The sequence below is a fragment of the Streptomyces sp. NPDC093801 genome, from assembly GCF_040701585.1.
Lineage (GTDB): Bacteria > Actinomycetota > Actinomycetes > Streptomycetales > Streptomycetaceae > Streptomyces.
In genome coordinates, this window is the sequence record NZ_JBFBDP010000047.1 from 18,676 (window position 1) to 35,238 (window position 16,563).

Consider the following 16,563-nt stretch of genomic DNA (forward strand, 5'->3'; position numbering starts at 1 on the left):
TCCCCGGCCGGCCCGCCCGCCGTCGGCGTGGCGCGTGGGATACACACGCCGACGGAGTCAGGAGGGGCCCGGGGGGCTTCAGCCGAGCAGTGTGCCGCCCGTGGCGTCCACGAACGACCCGGTGATCCACCGGGCCTCGTCGGTGGCGAGGAACGCCACCACGTCGGCGACGTCCTCCGGCTCTCCGACCCGGTTGAAGGCCGACAGCCCCGCCATCTGCTCCACCGCCTCGGGGATGTCGAAGACCGGGTTCCCGTTGCGCGTGATCCCCGGCGCGACCGAGTTGATGGTGATCCGGCGCGGCCCGAGCGCCTTCGCGAAGTGCAGCGCGAGCTGTTCCAGCGCGCCCTTGCTCATCGCGTACGCGATCTCGTCCGGGTTGGCGAACCGGGTCAGCCCGGACGAGATGTTGATGATCCGCCCGCCGTCCGGCATGTTCCGCAGCGCCCGCTGGATCAGGAAGAACGGCGCCTTCGCGTTCACCGCGAAGATCCGGTCGAACTGCTCCGGCGTGACCTCGTCCGCAGCGACCCCGCCCATCACCCCGGCGTTGTTCACCAGGATGTCCAGGTCGGTGGAGCCGGTCCGCTCGCGCAGGTCCTCCTCCAGTGCGGCGAAGAGGGTGTCCACGTCCCCGTCGACCCCCAGCTCGGTCCGCACCGCGAACGCCCGCCCGCCGTCCTTCTCCACGGCGGTGACGACGTCACGCGCGGCCGCCTCGTCCCGGTGGTAGTGGACGGCGACGAGCGCGCCCTCCTGCGCGAGCCGGATCGCGGCCGCCCGGCCCATGCCGCGGCTCGAACCGGTGACCAGCGCGGTCCGGCCGGTGAGCCGCTCCGCGCCGACACCCCGCCGGACGCCGGCGAGCGCCGCGGGCCCGGCGGTGACGCGCGCCGGCTCCGCCGCGGCCGGGAGGCTCCCGGTGCCGGCGGAGTCCCGCACGGCCGGGGCGGGCGCCGGCCGTGCGGCCCCGAACCACCGCGTGAGCGCCTCGTCGAGCGCCTCCGCGCGCGGTCCGTCGGCCCAGACCACGTACCCGTCGGGCCGTACCAGGACGGCGCCCCGGGGAGCACCGGCCCCCGCGGCCCCGTCGGCCACCGACACCGCGGTCACGACCCGGACCCGGTCGCCCCAGGCCCCCGCCGCCTCCGCGAGCTCCGCCCGCCGCGCCTCCTCGCCCGGCGGCAGGAGCAGCAGCCCCCGCCCCGGCCGCAGCAGGCCCAGCGTCGTGGTGCTCCCCTCGGCGGTGGTGACCTCCCAGGCCGGTACGCGCGAGCCGGGCAGCCCGTCCGCGTCCCCGGGGGCGCCGACGTCGTGGCGTACGGAGAGCCCGGAGATCAGCCCGGCCAGGTGCGTCCGTACGTTCTCGCTGGCGCCGAGCTCCGCGAACACCTCCCGTACCGCGTCCACCTCGGGCCCTCCGAGCAGCAGCAGGGCCTGGGTGCGGACGTTGCTCTGGACGCCCTGCCCGACCGCGTGCCGTTCCTCGTGGTAGGTGTCCAGGAGCGCGTCGGTGCCGTGGCCGGCGATCCGGGCGCCCAGCTTCCAGCCGAGGTTGAAGGCGTCCTGGAGCCCGAGGTTGAGGGCCTGGCCGCCGATGGGCATCTGCTGGTGCGCCGCGTCCCCGGCGAGCAGCAGCGGGCCCCGCCGGTACCGGTCGGCCTGCCGGGAGGCGTCGCCGAACGCGTTCACCCACAGCGGGGTGCCGGCGCCGATGTCCTCGCCGGTGATGCGCTTCCAGGAGTCGGCGACGTCCTCGTAGGAGAGCGGACCGGACCGGGGCCGCGCCCCGAACTCGTGCACCATCACCCGGGTGACGCCGTCGGGCCGGCGGGCGGCGATGACGAGTCCGCCGTCCTTGCGCTCGAAGCGGCGGTCCGGGATGTCGATGCCGGCGACGTCCGCGCGCAGCAGCTCGCGTTCGGAGTCGGTGCCGGGGAAGCCGAAGCCGCCGAGCCGGCGGACGGCGCTGTCCTCGCCGTCGCAGCCGACCACGTACCGGGCCCGCAGGGACAGCCGGCCGCCCTCGGTGCGTACGTCGGCCACCACCCCGTCCGCGGTCACGGTCAGCCCGGTCAGCTCGTGGCCGCGCCGGATGTCCGCGCCCAGGTCCGCGGCCCGTTCGCCGAGGACTTCCTCCAGCCGGGTCTGGGGGACCTTCCACTGCCCCGGGTAGGGGCCGGGCAGGCCGAGGTCGAGGGGGATGCCCCCGAAGTGTCCGGCGTCGTCGTGCGGCACCTCGCCGATCGCGTCGAGGAGGCCGCGGCTGTCGAGGATCTCCATGGTGCGGGCGTGCAGGGTGGACGCCCGCGATGCGGAGGTGGGGGCGGTGAGGGTGTCGAGCACCACCACGTCCGTGCCCGCCAGCCGGAGTTCTCCGGCGAGCAGCAGTCCGACGGGGCCCGCGCCGACCACGATCACCTGGGTCTCGGTGAGGTCCTGATCGATGGCCATGGGCGTACTCCCTTTCTGGGGGCGGGGGTGGGGGCGGCGGCGGGGTGGTGGCGGGGGTCGGAGCCGCGGCCCCGACGTGGGGGCCGGGCTCCGACGGCTCGGCCGGCCCGCGCGGCTCAGGCGTTGACGGTGACCTTGAGGCTCGTGTTGATGGCCTCGACGAGGGAGCGCGGGGTGCTGTGGTCGGCGAAGATGTCGTCGTCGAGCGTGATGTCGAACTCGCGCTCGATCCTGCTGGCGGTCTCCAGCAGCGCCAGCGACTCGTAGCCGAGCGACTCGAAGTCGGTGTCGAGGATGTCGCCGTCGAGGTCGACCTCCTCGTCGGCGCCGGCGCCCTCCAGGAGGATGCGCTTGAGGTCGTCGAAGGTGAATTCCTGCTTGGACACGTGGGGTCCCTTCATCGGTGTTCCGCACCGGTGTTTCCGGCTGCGGGAGTTCGGCGCGGGGCCGGCGGCGCCCGCCTCCGCCGGGGGAGGCTGGCGGGGGCGGGCGCGGACCGGGGAGCGGGGCCGCTCAGTCGAGCGCGCGCAGCACCACCGCGGAGTTGAAGCCGCCGCGGCCGCGCGCGAGGACGAGCGCGGTGCGCACCGACGCCGTCCGCGGCCGCACGGCGACCAGGTCGATGTCGTACGCGGGGGACGGCTCCACGTTGGTGGTCGGCGGGATCAGTCCCTCCCGCATGGCGAGGACCGCCGAGACCACGTCGACGGGCGCCGCTCCCGCGCCGAGGCGCCCGGTCGTCGTCTTGGGCGCGGTGACCGGTACGCCGAGCGGGCCGAAGACCGCGGTGATGGCTCCGGCCTCCTCCCGGTCGAGCCGCGGCACGCCCGCCCCGTCGGCGAAGACCACGTCGACCTCGGCCGGGTGGCATCCGGCGTCGGCGAGGGCCGTCTCCACGGCCCGGCGCAGGCCGGGTTCGCGGCCGCTGCCGGGACGCGGGTCGAGCGTGGCGCCGTAGCCGGCGAACTCGGCGTAGACGTTGCGCGCCCCGCGGGCGGCGGCGCTCTCCTCGTCCTCCAGGATGATCAGCGCGCCGCCCTCGCCCGGTACGTAGCCGGAGGCGGCCTCGTCGAAGGGCAGGTAGGCGCGTTCGGGCTCGTGGCTGGTGGACATGTGGCCGCCGGCGAGGTGCGCGGCCCAGCCGAGCGAGCAGACCGAGGCGTCGAAGCCCCCGGTGGCGATGAGCCGGCTGCCCTTGCGGAGCCGGCGCCGTGCCTGGGCGAGGGCGTCGAGGCCGCCGGCCTGGTCGCCGACGAGGACTCCGGTGGGCCCGCGCAGGTCGTTGCGCACCGCGATCTGGCCGGTGTTGACGGCGTAGAACCAGGCGAAGGACTGGTACGCGCTGACGTGCTTGGGACCCTGCCGCCAGAGCTTGCGCAGTTCGTTCTCGCCGAACTCGAAGCCCCCGGAGCCGGCCGCGGTGACCACGCCCATGTCACAGGGGTGCAGGTCTCCGGGGGCCAGTCCCGCGTCCTCGAAGGCGCAGTCGGTGGCGACGAGGGCGAGCTGGGTGACCCGGTCGGTCTGCGGCACGAGCCGGCCCGGCAGGTGCTCCCCGGGGTCGAAGCCGTGGATCTCCCCGGCCAGGCGCGAGGGGTAGGAGGAGGCGTCGAAGCGGGTGACATGCCCGATGGCGTTCTTGCCGATGCGGGTCGCCGCCCAGAAGTCCTCCACCCCGAGCCCGCTGGGGGCGGCCACGCCGATGCCGGTGACCAGGGTCCTGGCGCTCATGCGGTGCTCCTGTCGGGACGGGCCAGCACCATCGCGCTCTGGAACCCGCCGAATCCGCTGCCGACGGTGAGGACGGCGTCGGTGCGGTGCTCCCGCGCGACGAGCGGGACGTAGTCGAGGTCGCACTGGGGGTCGCGGGTGCGCAGGTTCGCGGTGGGCGGCACGACGTGGTGGCGCATCGCGAGGACCGACGCGGCGATCTCGATGGACCCGACGGAGCCCAGCGAGTGCCCGATCATCGACTTGACGGAGCTCACCGGGGTGCGGTGGGCGTACGGGCCGAGGGCCAGCTTGTAGGCGGCCGTCTCGTGGGCGTCGTTCTGCCGGGTGCCGGAGCCGTGCGCGTTGACGTAGTCGAGGTCGGACGGGTTCAGGTGCGCCTCGTCGAGCGCCACCGTGATGGCCTCGGCCAGCTCGCGGCCGTCGGGGCGCAGTCCCGTCATGTGGAAGGCGCTGGAGCGGGAGGCGTAGCCGGCGACCTCGGCGTAGACGGTCGCGCCGCGGCGGCGGGCGCTGTCGAGCTCCTCCAGGACGAACACCGCCGCGCCCTCTCCGAGGACGAAGCCCCGGCGGGTGGCGTCGAAGGGCCGGGAGGCCCGCTGCGGGTCGTCGTTGAGGCTGGTCGTCGCCTTGATCGCATCGAAGCACGCCAGGGTGAGGGGCGTGATCGGGGCGTCGGTGGCGCCGGTGACCATGACGTCGGCGCTGCCCTCGCGGATGAGGTCGACGGCGTGCGCGACCGAGTCGATCCCGGAGGTGCAGCCGGTGGAGACCACCGTGGCGGGACCCTCGGCGCCGACGGCCCAGGCCACTTCGGTCGCGAAGGAACCAGGCACGAAGTGGTCGTACAGGTCGCCGGGGGCGCGCGTGTGGTCGACCGCCGCGAGCCTGCCGTGGTCGCTGGCCGCGCGGTAGGCCTTGTCGAGGCTGGAGACGGCTCCCACGCCGGTGCCGATGCTGACACCGGTGCGGTACGGGTCGAGTCCGGCCAGGTCGAGGCCGCTGTCGGCGACCGCCTCGCGCGCCGCGACCACGCCGAACTGGGCGGCCCGGTCCATGCGCCGGATCTCCTGCTCGGTCAGCCCGTGCAGCTCCGGCAGGAAGTCGGCCTCGGCCGCCACCCGGGAGCGGAAGGGGGAGGCGTCGAAGTGGGTGATCTCCCGCGTCGCCGTACGCCCCGAGCTCAGCAGCTCCCAGAACTCCCGGACGCCGATGCCTCCCGGCGCCAGCACTCCGATCCCCGTGATGACTACCCGGCGGGCCACGATCGGTGCCCTCCCGTCGTCCGTGATTCCTCGGACATCACTCGGTCGCCGTCCAGTCGTAGAAGCGGGTGGCCATCGCGTCGGCCGGGGAGCGCCAGGTCTCCGGGTCGTACGGCTGGATGAAGGGCTGGAGGTCGTAGCTGATGCGCATGAACCGCGGGTCGTTGCGGGACTGCTGGATGCGCTCGCCGCCGTCGTCCTCGGCGAAGTCCTGGAGGTGGAAGTAGAGCCCGTTGTAGGAGAACAGCCGCCGCCGGAGCGTGCCCATGCGCTCCGGCATGTCCGTGCGGTCGAACTCGGCGAAGATCTTGGCCACCTCGGCGCTCGAACGGACGTCCATCCGCGCCACGATCAGGTTGCTGTGCATTGTTTCCACTCTCTCCGGGGATCTGCGGGGTCAGCGGGTCAGCGGGAGGCCGGGCCGTACAGGCGGATGAAGTCGTCGACTCCGTCGGCGATGAGCGCGTCCTCCTCCAGGCGTCCGAGCGGCAGCGCGCCGTGGAAGGAGCGCTGGACGACGGACGAGGGGACCAGCAGGATGAAGCGCTCGGCCGCCTGGTCGGCGTCGGCGATGTCGAGCAGGCCCTGGGCGGCGACCTGGCGCAGGCGCCGGGCCAGTTCGCGGCGGGCCTGGCGGGGGCCGGTGGCCTGCCACTTGTCGACGGCCTCGGCCGGCAGGTGGGTGACCTCGGCGCTGATGTGCCGGACGATCGCGAAGTGCTCGCGGAAGGCCTCCAGCGGCGCCAGCCAGGCCCGGCCCAGTGCGATCAGGTCCTCGCGGAGGTCGTCGACCTCCGCGAGGTAGCTCTCGGCGACGGCCGCGAGGGAGGCGGCGACCGAGGCGGAGCTGTCCAGCAGCACGCCCAGCAGCAGCTGCTCGTGGTCGGGGAAGTGGCGGCCCACGGCGGCCGGCTCGACCCCGGCCTCGGCGGCGGTGGCGTCGGCGGTGCAGTGCCTCCAGCCCTCGCGGGCCAGAACGGTCCGGGCCGCCCGGACGATGTCGCGGCGCTCCCCGTCCGGGGCGGCCGGGGCGGCGCCGAGGCCTCCGGGGGCGCGCTCGATCGTTGCTTGCGGCGTTGCCATGTCGTGGTTCCTCCGGTTGACGTGCTCGTCGGGCCGTGGGGATGCGTCGGCCTCAGGGGGTGCCGGTCGCGCGGGCCCCGCTCGTCACGGGGTCCCGAACCAGCGGTCGAGCGCCATCGGCAGGTCGTGGTGGCTGCCGGGCGCGGCCCATGCCACGTATCCGTCGGGCCGGATCAGCAGGGCCGTGGTGTCGTGCGGTACGTCGGCGGCGCCGGCCCCGCGCGGCCGGGCGGTGACGGTGTCCACCCGTTCCGCCCAGGCGGCGGCGCGTCGGCGCAGCCGCGGGTTGTCCGCCAGGTCGAGGAGCACCCCGCGGGCGGGGCGCAGCAGTTCGGTGCTGGAGGTGGGGCCGTCGGGGCCGGCCAGCTCCAGGTGGGGCATGCGCCGGCCGAGCAGCGGGTGGGAGCCCTTGCCGACCTCGTAGGAGATCTCCAGGCCGGTGACCATGGCGGCGAGGTGGCGGGCCACGTCCTCGTACGCCATGAGTTCCCTGAGCGAGTCGCGCAGCGGCTGCACCTCGGCGCCGCTCAGGAACAGCAGCCCCTGGGCGCGGGTGTTCATCAGCAGCCGCCGGCCGACCGCGTGCCGTTCGGTGTGGTAGGTGTCGAGCAGGCTCACGGGGGCCCGCTCCTGCACCACGGCGGCGAGTTTCCACCCGAGGTTGAAGGCGTCCTGGATGCCGGTGTTCATGCCCTGTCCGCCGGCGGGCAGGTGGATGTGGGCGGCGTCGCCGGCCAGCAGGACGCGGCCGCGCCGGTACTCGGTGACCTGCCGCGCGGCGTCGCCGAAGGCACTGACCCAGACCGGTTCGGCGGCCGAGATGTCGTCCCCGGTGAGCCGCTGCCAGGCGGCGGCGACCTCGTCGAAGGAGGGGGCGCCCTCCCGCCGGCGCGGGGGCGTGCCGCGCTCGCAGACCACGATGCGGGTGGTGCCGCCGGGCAGCGGACCGACCATGACCATGCCGCCGGGGAGGGTTTCGCCGATCATGCGGGGCTTCAGGTCGATGCCCCGGATGTCGGCGAGGAACATCTCCATGGTGGCCGGGGTACCGGGGAAGTCGAAGCCGGCGGCCTTGCGCACGGTGCTGCGCCCGCCGTCGCAGCCCACCAGCCAGGAGGTCCGCAGGGTGCGGGTGCCGTCCGGGCCGCGGACCTCGACGTCGACTCCCCCGCCGTCGTCGTGGACGGAGAGGACCTCCTGGCCGCGCCGGATGTCGGCGCCCAGGCCGGCGGCCCATTCCTCCAGGTGGGTCTCGGTGACCGACTGGGGCACGGTCTTCGCGGCCTGGCAGGCGCCGTCGAGCACGCCGAAGTCGAGGGGGAGCCCGCCGAAGTGGCCGAGCGTGCTGCGCTCGATGTCGCCGAAGCGGGCGAGGATGCCGCGCTGGTCGAAGGTCTCCATCGTGCGCGTGGTGAAGCCGAGGCCGCGCGATTCGCCCGTGCGCCGCTCCAGACGTTCCAGGACGACGACGGGGACTCCCGCCAGCCTCAGTTCGCCGGCGAGCATCAAGCCCGCGGGACCCGCACCGACGACGATCACAGGGGCGTCCATCACGTCTCCTTGAATTCGCCTCCGGAGACAGTGCACCGGATCTTGACTACAAGGTTCTTCGGACGCGAGCGGCCGTTCAATGGCGTTGGATTCAGGACTCGGTCAGGTTCCACAAGGGCCGGTCCGCTGCCTCGCGAACCGGCCAAGGGAATGTCAAAGCGCGGTCAGACGCCTGGATCCGGCTCCTACCGGATCGAGTGCGGACCGCTGCGGAAGATCGTGCGGGAGGAGACCGTTTCAGGTGCGTGCGGCCGCCCGGCGGTCGAAGCAGGTCCGTACGTCGGTCTCGTTGTAGTACGTGCGGCCCGCGCGGTTGCGCCGGCGCCACTTCTGCTCGCTGGCCAGCCGGTAGACGGTGCCGGTCGGCGTGTGCCACAGGCGGGCGATGTCCGCGGCGGTGAGCCAGCGCTCGGTGGCCGCGGCCCGGGGTGCTCCGGGCTCCCGGCCGGACTCCATGGAGAGGCTGAGCCGGCTCCACTGGTCGCTGGTCCAGCGGTGGGCCGGGTCGGCGTCGCACAGGACCGCCCGGTCGGTGTCCCGGTCCGCGTCGCGGACGGGGTCCCGGCCGGTGTCGCGGACGGCGACGCTGAGGGAGCCGGCGCAGCCGGACTCGGGGCAGGCGCCGAGGCGGATGCTGCGGGCCGGTTCGGGGAAGGCGGCGCGGCGTCCGGCCCGCACCAGGCGGGCGATCTCCTCGGTGGCCTCGGCGGCCGCGGGGTGGGCGGCGAGCCAGTCGCCGTTGCGCCGCAGGAAGGCGGTCAGCGCGGCGACGGTGCGCGGCGGGGAGGTGAAGCCGCGCTCCTGCGCGACCAGTCCGCTCCAGGAGCCCAGCACGGAGACCATCCGGGCCCGTACGTCGGCCGCGGCCCCGTTGAAGGGCAGGCCGGGCAGGTCGCCTCCGGTCGTCCGCTCGCGCAGGCTGCCGGGGGCCGCACCGGCGAGCATCCTGCCGCACTCCTCGTAGAGGTGCGCGAGCTCGGCCAGTCCGGCGTCGAGGCGCTCCCGGCAGGGCCGGCACAGCCGCCCGCCGTCGGCCGTGCGCCGGCGGGAGCGTCCGTCGGCGTCCGGGCGGCGGCAGCCCTCCCCCTGGCACGGCGCCGTCACTGCCATGGTCTCCCCCCTCGGCTCGGATCGGTGTGGACGGGTCCGGCCCTGGCCGGACCGGAGGTCGGCCGGCTCAGCCCTGGCCGAACCGGAAGCCGACGCCGCGGATCGTGATGATCCAGTTGGCGCCGATCTTGTTGCGCAGCGTGCTCACGTGGGTGTCGACGGTCCGGCGGGACCAGGAGTCGCCCCAGACCTGCTGCATCAGCATCTTGCGCGGGACGACCGTGTCGGGGTGCGAGGCGAGGAGGTAGAGCATGTCGAACTCCTTGCGGGTGGTCTCGACGGGCTCCCCGTGCAGGGTCACCTCCCGCGTGCCCGCGTCGATGCGCAGCGGTCCGCAGGTGATGGTGGCGGCGGCGGGCCGCGAGGGTCTCGCCCGCCGCATGACGGCCTCCATCCGCGCCATCAGTTCGCGGAACCCGTAGGGCTTGACCAGGTAGTCGTCCGCGCCGGCCTGGAGGCCCAGGACCCGGTCCAGCTCGCTGCCCCGGGCGGTGACCGCGATGACGGGGATCTCGTGGGCCGCGCGGATGCCCCGGCAGACCTCCAGCCCGTCCAGGTCGGGGAGTTCCAGGTCGAGGAGGACGAGGTCGGCGTCGGCGTAGCCGCGCAGCGCTTCGCTCCCGGTGCCGACGATGTCGACTTCGTGCCCGTGGCGGCGCAGTCCGCGCGCGAGGGTCTCGGCCTCGGCCGCGCTGCTCTCCACGATGAGGATCCGCCACAGGGCCGACTGGGCCGGCGCGTGCGGTGGCACCCTCAGTCCCTCGGCCGGCAGGAACGCACCGTTCGCCCCCGCGGCGGTGGTGTGAGGTTCCAGTACAGCGAAGGTCCGCTGGTTCATCTGCCCCCCTCCCTCAAGCTCGGTTGAGCCAACGTCAACGAAGATACAAACCGCTTCGTCGGTTTGTCAAAGCCCGCAAAACCCGGCAAGGTTCGCGATAAGTGGATCAAATCAGGCCACAGCAGGGCACGAATCGCCGTTGATCAGGCCATCGGGCGTGGTCGCCGCACTATTCCAATACCAACGGGGCGGTTTAATAATAGAAGGAAACTGATACAGGAGCTATGCGTGATGAAACAAGAACGCGCCGTCCGAACCCGTCAAGCGCTGCTCGAGTCAGCAGCCACGGTGTTCGGGCGGCGCGGGTACGCAGAGGCGACGCTGAACATGATCAGCGTGGGTGCCGGAGTGAGCCCGGGCGCGCTCCACTTCCACTTCGAGAACAAGGCGGCCGTCGCGGAGGCCGTGGAGACCGCCGGGGCCCGGACCCTGCGGGCCACCACCCGCGAGGTGTACACGCGGCGGACATCGGCCCTCCAGGCCCTGGCCGACAGCTCCCAGGCGCTCGCCGGGCTGCTCCTGTCCGACGTCGTGGCCCGGGCCGCCTTCCAGCTCAACCGGGAGCAGGCCTATCCGTCGTCCTTCGCCCTGCCCGGCGAATGGCACGAGTACGTACACCGGCTGCTCCTCGAAGCGGCGGAGGAGGGCGCCCTGCTGCCCGGACTGAACCACCGCAACGTGGCGACCACCGTGGTGGCGGCCACCCTCGGCTTCGAGGCCCTCGGCCGTGACGACCCCCAGTGGCTCGCCCCGCGCACGCTGGCCGGGTTCTGGCGGGTGGTCATGCCCTGTCTGGCCGCGCCCGCCACCCTGCGGCGGCTGGACACGGCGGGACGGGGGAGCTGACACGCCCGTGGCCCGTCGCCGCCCCCTCGGCGGCGACGGGCCACGGACCCGTACGACGGCACCCGGGCAGGGGCCGGCGCCTCGCACGTTCACACCGACCGCAGGGCCCTGACCGGCTCCCCCGCGTACTCCCGCACCGCCTCCAGCACGGCCCGGCACTCCCTCCCCAGCAGCTCGCGCATGTACCGGCGCGCCCGTGCGGGGTCCGCGTCCGCCCCCGGCACCCGCTCCGCCTTCCTCCCGTCCAGCAGCGCGTCGTGCCGGCACACCAGGGTCACCCCGGCCGGGTCCGGCTCCACGGACCACTCCCCGGAGTGCGCCGCGAGCAGCGGGTGCGGCCGGAGCCGCTTGAAGACGATCCGCCCGGCCGCCGGGAAGCACACCCGCACCTCGTCCGTCGGGTACGGGGAGCCGTCCCCGTCCCGGTTCGCCAGCCGGGCTCGCTGCACCCCGGGCCGCAGCTCCACCGCCTCGGCCCCCGTGACGTGCGCCACCCGGCCGGGCCAGGACCCCGCCTCGTACAGGAACGTCTGGACGGGCTCGGCCGGACCCTGGATCCGGACGGACTCCTCGAAGGACACCATGCGCCCGTCGAGCCCCCGCCAGCCCTCGGCGACGGCCCGCAGCCCGTCGGCCGCCGCCCGCCCCCGCGCCACCGCGGCGTCGAGGAACCGCTGCGCCCCGGGGACCTCCGCGACGGTGAGGTCCTGTTCCAGGACCAGCCGCGACCAGCCCGGGGCCAGCTGCTCCACGCGCCAGCTGCCGCTCGAGGCCGTCACGGGCCCTTCGGGCCGCTCCTCGCGGAAGTCGACGCGCCGCCGCCCGGCGTCCAGGGTCCGCCGCCACAGCGACGCCCGCGGCTCCCCGTCCGCCCCCGTCCAGTGCAGGTACCGCTCGGTGAGCCCGTCGAAGTCCAGCCGCTCCGTGTGGACGGTGTCCGCCAGGAACAGCGGCCACGGCGTGGTGTCGGCCACCAAGGTGTACAGGGTTCCCGCCGGCGCGGCCGCGTCGACCGCGTACGACAGCCGGTGCACTCGCTCCACTGACATCGGACACCTCTCTCAGCGCTTGGCACAGATCCTGTCGCGATCCGCCGGAGTCCGAGTGGACCGCCGCTGGTGCCTCAGACCGCGGCCCGGCTGCCCAGGACCCGGTTGACCAGTTCGAGGAAGCGCCGGGGAGTGTCGCCCCGTTCGAGGAGCTCCCCGTCGAGGAGGACGTCGAACTTGCGCTCGATGGAGCCGGTGGTCTGCAGGACGGAGAGCGAGTCGTAGCCGAGCTCGTCCCAGTAGAGGTCCTGGACGTCCTCGGTCAGCTCGACGCACTCCTCCTCGCCTCCCCAGATCCGCAGGATGCGGGTCAGGTCGGTGAGTTCGAGCCGGTGCATGGTGTGCCTCTCTCCTGGTCGGCCGGCGTGGCGACGCATACCGCGTCGCCACGAGCCTGGCCGAGCGTTCTGGAGGGCCGCTCACGCCGGGCCCCAGCCGCGCTGGAGCCCCGCCACCACACCGTCGGGCCGTCCGACCGCCCCCTGATATACCTAGGCGGCGTACAGATCGAAGGTCGAGCTGCGGCGCGGTCCCGCGACCACGTCCAGCGCCGGGTCCACCCGCAGCATCGCCTGGTGCAGGCGCTGGAGCTGCTGCGAGGGCTCCACCCCCAGTTCGCCGATCAGCCGGGCGCGCAGCCGGCGGTAGACGTCCAGGGCGGTCGCCTGCCGGCCCGAGCGGTAGAGGGCCACCATGGCCTGCGAGTGCAGGCCCTCGTGCTGCGGGTTGCGGGCCATCAGCTCGGTGAGCTCCGCGAGGAGTTCGGTGTGCCGCCCCAGCCGGAGGTCGACGTCGATGCGCCGCTCGGTGGTCACGAGCCGGCTCTCGGCGAGCCGCAGCACCTCGATCTCCAGGATCGGCCCGACCCGTACGTCGACCAGGGCGGGGCCCTGCCACAGGTCGAGCGCCTTGCGCAGCAGGTCCGCGGCGCGCTCGTCGTCGCCCTCGTCGAAGGCGTTCTGGCCGGCGGCCGCGAGGGCCTCGTAGGTGTGGACGTCCACGGACTCCTGCGGGATCTGGAGCAGGTAGCCCCCGTGCCGCGTCGCGAGCACGTCCTTGGCCGTGCCCGGCGCGCCCGGCCCCATCGCCGTGCCGAGCCTGCGGCGCAGCTGGAGGATGTACGTCTGCAGGGTGGTGAGCGCGCTCTCGGGCAGCTTGGTGCCCCAGATCTCCTCCATGAGGGTCGGTACGGGCATCACCCGGCCCGGGTAGAGCGCGAGAAGCGCCAGGATCTGACGCGGCTTGCCCGCCGTAGGAACGATCGATGCCCCGTTGACCTCGGCACTCAACGGACCCAGAACCTGAATCTCCACGATCTCCCCGTCTCCCCTCCACATTTCGTCGAGATACCCTCGGTTATCAGTATTCGACCCGATGACGGTAAGCCAGCCCAGGGCAACATCACCGGGCGCTCAAGCCGACGTCGAGCGGACCTCCGAAACGGGGGAACAGACGGCTGATTCCCGGCACAAGATTCCGACAGAAGGTCAAACCTCGTGCTCAGCCCGTGGATCGGGCTCTTCGTATCTGTTCCGATTCCCGGCTGTGCAAATTAGTTCTCAGGTTTTCCGGCAGCTTCTGCAAAAGACCTGACAAAGATTTCTCATTTCAGCCGCCGTGCTGCGCGCTCCTCCCGAGGGTCAGCCGACCCGGGCCAGCCGCTTCCGCGCGCCCTCCGGGGTTTCCGCCGGGCTCTCGGGGCTGCTCATGAGGATCGAGCGCTGGAGGCTGCGCAGGGCGGCCGACGGCTCGATGCCGAGTTCGCGCACCAGGGTGGAGCGCAGCCGCTGGTAGACGCTGAGCGCCTCGCCGCGCCGGCCCGAGCGGTGCAGGGCGAGCATGAACTGTCCGTGCAGGTTCTCGTGGATGCGGTAGCGGCTGGCCAGCACGGTCAGCTCCGCGAGCAGCTCGCGGTGCCGGCCGAGGCGCAGGTCGGCCTCGATGCGCTGGTCGAGCGCGCACAGCCGGGTCTCCTCCAGCCGCCGCGTCTCCATGTCCAGCTGCACCCCGCCGTCGACGTCGGCGAAGGCCGGCCCCGACCAGAGGGCCAGCGCCTCGCGCAGCAGCCGCGCCGCCGTGGGGAAGTCCCCGGCGTCCATGGCCCGGTAGCCCATCCCGGCCAGCCGGTCGAATTCGCGGACGTCGCTGGTGCCGCCGCCGCTGTTGAGCATGTACCCGCCGGGCAGCGTGACGAGCACGTCCTTGGCGGTGCGCGACCCGTCGGTGCCCTCCAGCGCGGTACCGATGAGGCCGCGCAGCTGGAGCACGTACGTCTGGAGCGTGGTCCGGGCGCTGCGCGGCGGCTCGGTCCCCCACAGCTCCTCGATGAGCGCGGCCACCGGCACCACCTGGTCCGCGTGGAGCGCGAGCAGCGCCAGGACCTGGCGGGGCTTGGCGGCGGTGGGAGTGATCGAGACCCCGTTCTCCCGCACGGTCAGAGCGCCCAGTACATCGATGTCCACGCCGTACTCCCCTGCTTCGTTCTTGGATGAACCCTCGAAGTTCGCTGGAACGAGGAAAAAACAGCTGAGCCGGTTTGTCAATACCAAACCGGCTGTACCGTTTTTTGCTCTCGCGAGCGGGATGAACCCCCCAGAAACACCCTCTGACCTGCAGATTCAATGGTCTGACCACAGTCGGGAGCCTGCCAGGGCCACCTCCAGGACCAGAAGAATTCCTCCAGATCGCCCCTTGAAGTGGCGAGAAACGGCCGAGAACAGACCGAATAGTTGGCTGATTCTCGCCCATCTGGCGCGTCGCACCGCACCAGGCGGCATGCTTCGACCCCTCCAAGTCCAGGCAGTACGGAATTGCGGCTGCTCCACAAACCGCTCTCCCGGTTTGCTGAACTGCACCTCCGGTAGGCGGACGGCTGGGCGGGAGCAGAGCCCCGCTGGAGCACCGCTCGAAACGGAGGGGATGAGACCGCCTCCGGGAGGGGGGCTCCCCACGGCGTTCGGGCCCCGGACCAGGGACTGCCGGACCCTTCTTCCCCCGCCGGCGGCCCACCCCCTCGGGGCGGCCCGCCAGGCGTCCACTGGCCGATTCCCCCGTGTCCACATGCCGGACCGACCCGCTCGGGGACACCGCCGCCCCGCGGCCGCTTCACGTTGGCGAACCATCCGGGCGACACCCACGCACCGCCGGAGCATCACCCGCACACCCCGCCCCCGTTCCGCCCCCCGCACCGCCCTCGACGTCATCGATCGAGCTGAACTGCGCGAATCGACACATGTCCCCGGTGTCCGACAGCCCGCGGCCTCCCCGCCGGCCCGTCCGCCGCACTCCGCACCCCCGGGGGTCCCGGCCGGATCCCCCGGTGCGCAAAGGAAAGCCGTCACCGCGCAACCACCCTCCACCTCCCTCGCCCGGCCATCCCGCACCCACCCCACGGCTAAAGGATTGCTCTTGACGCGCTTGAGATCATTCTCTGCGTGTGGCGAAGATTCACCCCCCGTCGACCGGCGGAGACCTGGGCAAATATGCGCCGACCAGTTGGCCGGAATCTGCTCTTCCATATATTTCCCGGACCTGCTCCCGGCTACCTCTGGAGAAAAAACCGGTTGGTATATATTTTTCTGAGCAGTCACACCTGTTACTGGTCAGCGCTGTCTAGGGGGAACAATGAGCGCGAGCACGTTTCACGTTGGGCGCACAGCGGTCTACGACCGGGCGGAGTCGGTCACGGCTCCGGAAGAGCTGCACGATCCCTGCTTCTCGTCCCTCACCGCCGTTCCGAAGGAACTGGTGCACCGCACTTCCGCGGCACAGGTCCTGCTGACCGACTGGCAGCGGCTGGATGACGCCCGCTTCTCCGTGTCCGCCCGCTGGCCCCTCTCGCACGCGTTCTTCACCCCCGTCGGCGACGGCTACTACGACCCGCTCATTTGCGCCGAAACGATCCGCCAGATCGCCTACCTCCTGGGGCACGCGGAGTTCGCCGTCCCGTTCGGCCACCAGTTCGTCCTGTGGGACCTCAGCGTCGACCTCGTGAGACCGGAGCGCCTGCGGGTCGGCCTGGCGCCGGCCACCGTCGAACTCGAGATCACCTGCGTCGAGGTCAAGCGCCGCGCGGGCCGGCTCTCCGGGCTCGGCTACGAGGCGGTCGTACGCCGCGACGGACAGGTCGTCGCGACGGGGCGGGCCTCGGTCACCTGCACCAGCCCGGCCGTGTACCAGCGGATACGGCCCGAGCACGTCCTGACGCCCGAGCACCACCCGCTGCCGCTGACGGCCCCGGCCGCTCCGCAGAGCGTGGCCCGGCTGTCCCCGACCGACGTGGTCCTCTCCCCCCTCGGCCAGGAGAACCGCTGGCAGCTCCGGGTCGACACCAACCACCCCGTCCTCTTCGACCACTGGGTCGACCACGTGCCGGGCATGGTCCTCATGGAGGCCGCCCGGCAGGCCGCCGCATCCACCCTGGGCCGCCCCTCCTTCGTGCCGCTCGGCGTCGCCGGCGAGTTCAAGCGGTACGTCGAACTGGACGCACCCTGCATCATCGAGTCCGAGCGCCTGTACCAGGAGGTGCCCGGCGCGGAGGAGGTCGTCCGCGTGACCGGCCACCAGAACGGTGAGCTCACCTTCGTCGGCCTCGTCACGGCGCCCTCCTACGACTGCTGACCCGTACGGTCCCGGC

General features: G+C 72.9%; 15 protein-coding genes. 2 read left to right on the forward strand and 13 right to left on the reverse strand.

The features are described 5' to 3' along the window. Positions 1-78 precede the first annotated feature (78 nt). The 9 genes from AB0469_RS36455 to AB0469_RS36495 all read right to left on the reverse strand — a co-directional run bounded on the left by AB0469_RS36455 (position 79) and on the right by AB0469_RS36495 (position 10,032). Positions 79-2,454 (reverse strand): SDR family oxidoreductase, encoded by a 2,376-nt coding sequence (locus AB0469_RS36455; RefSeq protein WP_366455854.1) that lies wholly within the window; start codon positions 2,452-2,454, stop codon positions 79-81. A 116-nt stretch (positions 2,455-2,570) separates the two neighbouring features. Beyond that, complete coding sequence (locus AB0469_RS36460) at positions 2,571-2,840, reverse strand: acyl carrier protein (RefSeq protein WP_366455855.1); 270 nt, start codon at positions 2,838-2,840, stop codon at positions 2,571-2,573. A gap of 127 nt (positions 2,841-2,967) precedes the next feature. Continuing rightward, positions 2,968-4,185: a ketosynthase chain-length factor gene (locus AB0469_RS36465; protein ID WP_366455856.1), complete on the reverse strand. Its 1,218-nt coding sequence runs from the start codon at positions 4,183-4,185 to the stop codon at positions 2,968-2,970. Beyond that, positions 4,182-5,453 (reverse strand): beta-ketoacyl-[acyl-carrier-protein] synthase family protein, encoded by a 1,272-nt coding sequence (locus tag AB0469_RS36470; RefSeq protein WP_042812053.1) that lies wholly within the window; start codon positions 5,451-5,453, stop codon positions 4,182-4,184. Before AB0469_RS36470 ends, AB0469_RS36465 begins: the two co-directional genes overlap by 4 nt. Before the next feature lie 34 nt (positions 5,454-5,487). Next, positions 5,488-5,817: a TcmI family type II polyketide cyclase gene (locus AB0469_RS36475; RefSeq protein WP_045946965.1), complete on the reverse strand. Its 330-nt coding sequence runs from the start codon at positions 5,815-5,817 to the stop codon at positions 5,488-5,490. 38 nt (positions 5,818-5,855) lie between these two features. After that, complete coding sequence (locus AB0469_RS36480) at positions 5,856-6,533, reverse strand: TetR/AcrR family transcriptional regulator (RefSeq protein ID WP_366455857.1); 678 nt, start codon at positions 6,531-6,533, stop codon at positions 5,856-5,858. Positions 6,534-6,617: 84 nt separating this feature from the next. Next, positions 6,618-8,084 carry an FAD-dependent monooxygenase gene (locus AB0469_RS36485; RefSeq protein ID WP_366455858.1) on the reverse strand — a complete coding sequence of 489 codons (1,467 nt, stop codon included), beginning with the start codon at positions 8,082-8,084 and terminating at the stop codon, positions 6,618-6,620. A gap of 237 nt (positions 8,085-8,321) precedes the next feature. After that, positions 8,322-9,194 (reverse strand): hypothetical protein, encoded by an 873-nt coding sequence (locus AB0469_RS36490; RefSeq protein ID WP_366455859.1) that lies wholly within the window; start codon positions 9,192-9,194, stop codon positions 8,322-8,324. A 67-nt stretch (positions 9,195-9,261) separates the two neighbouring features. Further along, a complete protein-coding gene (locus tag AB0469_RS36495; RefSeq protein ID WP_366455860.1) occupies positions 9,262-10,032 on the reverse strand; it encodes a response regulator transcription factor in 771 nt (256 codons plus the stop codon). A gap of 231 nt (positions 10,033-10,263) precedes the next feature. Between AB0469_RS36495 and AB0469_RS36500 the strand changes: the two genes are divergently transcribed. After that, positions 10,264-10,878 (forward strand): ScbR family autoregulator-binding transcription factor, encoded by a 615-nt coding sequence (locus AB0469_RS36500; RefSeq protein ID WP_366455861.1) that lies wholly within the window; start codon positions 10,264-10,266, stop codon positions 10,876-10,878. An 89-nt stretch (positions 10,879-10,967) separates the two neighbouring features. On the opposite strand, the gene AB0469_RS36505 is transcribed toward AB0469_RS36500, so the two are convergent. The 4 genes from AB0469_RS36505 to AB0469_RS36520 all read right to left on the reverse strand — a co-directional run bounded on the left by AB0469_RS36505 (position 10,968) and on the right by AB0469_RS36520 (position 14,389). Beyond that, on the reverse strand, positions 10,968-11,927 hold the full coding sequence (locus AB0469_RS36505) for an SRPBCC family protein (RefSeq protein ID WP_366455862.1): 960 nt from the start codon (positions 11,925-11,927) through the stop codon (positions 10,968-10,970). A gap of 74 nt (positions 11,928-12,001) precedes the next feature. Continuing rightward, complete coding sequence (locus AB0469_RS36510) at positions 12,002-12,265, reverse strand: phosphopantetheine-binding protein (RefSeq protein ID WP_366455863.1); 264 nt, start codon at positions 12,263-12,265, stop codon at positions 12,002-12,004. A 153-nt stretch (positions 12,266-12,418) separates the two neighbouring features. Continuing rightward, positions 12,419-13,240, reverse strand: a complete 822-nt coding sequence (locus AB0469_RS36515; protein ID WP_042811903.1) for an AfsR/SARP family transcriptional regulator — start codon at positions 13,238-13,240, stop codon at positions 12,419-12,421. Positions 13,241-13,567: 327 nt separating this feature from the next. After that, a complete protein-coding gene (locus AB0469_RS36520; protein WP_042811904.1) occupies positions 13,568-14,389 on the reverse strand; it encodes an AfsR/SARP family transcriptional regulator in 822 nt (273 codons plus the stop codon). A 1,162-nt stretch (positions 14,390-15,551) separates the two neighbouring features. On the opposite strand from AB0469_RS36520, the gene AB0469_RS36525 reads away from it, so the two are divergent. Further along, entirely contained in the window at positions 15,552-16,547 is a 996-nt protein-coding gene (locus tag AB0469_RS36525) for a ScbA/BarX family gamma-butyrolactone biosynthesis protein (protein WP_366455865.1), read from the forward strand. Positions 16,548-16,563 lie beyond the last annotated feature (16 nt).

Coding starts and splice junctions, on each gene's coding strand:
- AB0469_RS36455 (WP_366455854.1), bottom strand. CDS start 2,454: ATGGCCATCGATCAGGACCTCACCGAGACCCAGGTGATCGTGGTCGGC.
- AB0469_RS36465 (WP_366455856.1), bottom strand. CDS start 4,185: ATGAGCGCCAGGACCCTGGTCACCGGCATCGGCGTGGCCGCCCCCAGC.
- AB0469_RS36475 (WP_045946965.1), bottom strand. CDS start 5,817: ATGCACAGCAACCTGATCGTGGCGCGGATGGACGTCCGTTCGAGCGCC.
- AB0469_RS36480 (WP_366455857.1), bottom strand. CDS start 6,533: ATGGCAACGCCGCAAGCAACGATCGAGCGCGCCCCCGGAGGCCTCGGC.
- AB0469_RS36485 (WP_366455858.1), bottom strand. CDS start 8,084: ATGGACGCCCCTGTGATCGTCGTCGGTGCGGGTCCCGCGGGCTTGATG.
- AB0469_RS36490 (WP_366455859.1), bottom strand. CDS start 9,194: ATGGCAGTGACGGCGCCGTGCCAGGGGGAGGGCTGCCGCCGCCCGGAC.
- AB0469_RS36495 (WP_366455860.1), bottom strand. CDS start 10,032: ATGAACCAGCGGACCTTCGCTGTACTGGAACCTCACACCACCGCCGCG.
- AB0469_RS36500 (WP_366455861.1), top strand. CDS start 10,264: ATGAAACAAGAACGCGCCGTCCGAACCCGTCAAGCGCTGCTCGAGTCA.
- AB0469_RS36505 (WP_366455862.1), bottom strand. CDS start 11,927: ATGTCAGTGGAGCGAGTGCACCGGCTGTCGTACGCGGTCGACGCGGCC.
- AB0469_RS36510 (WP_366455863.1), bottom strand. CDS start 12,265: ATGCACCGGCTCGAACTCACCGACCTGACCCGCATCCTGCGGATCTGG.
- AB0469_RS36525 (WP_366455865.1), top strand. CDS start 15,552: ATGAGCGCGAGCACGTTTCACGTTGGGCGCACAGCGGTCTACGACCGG.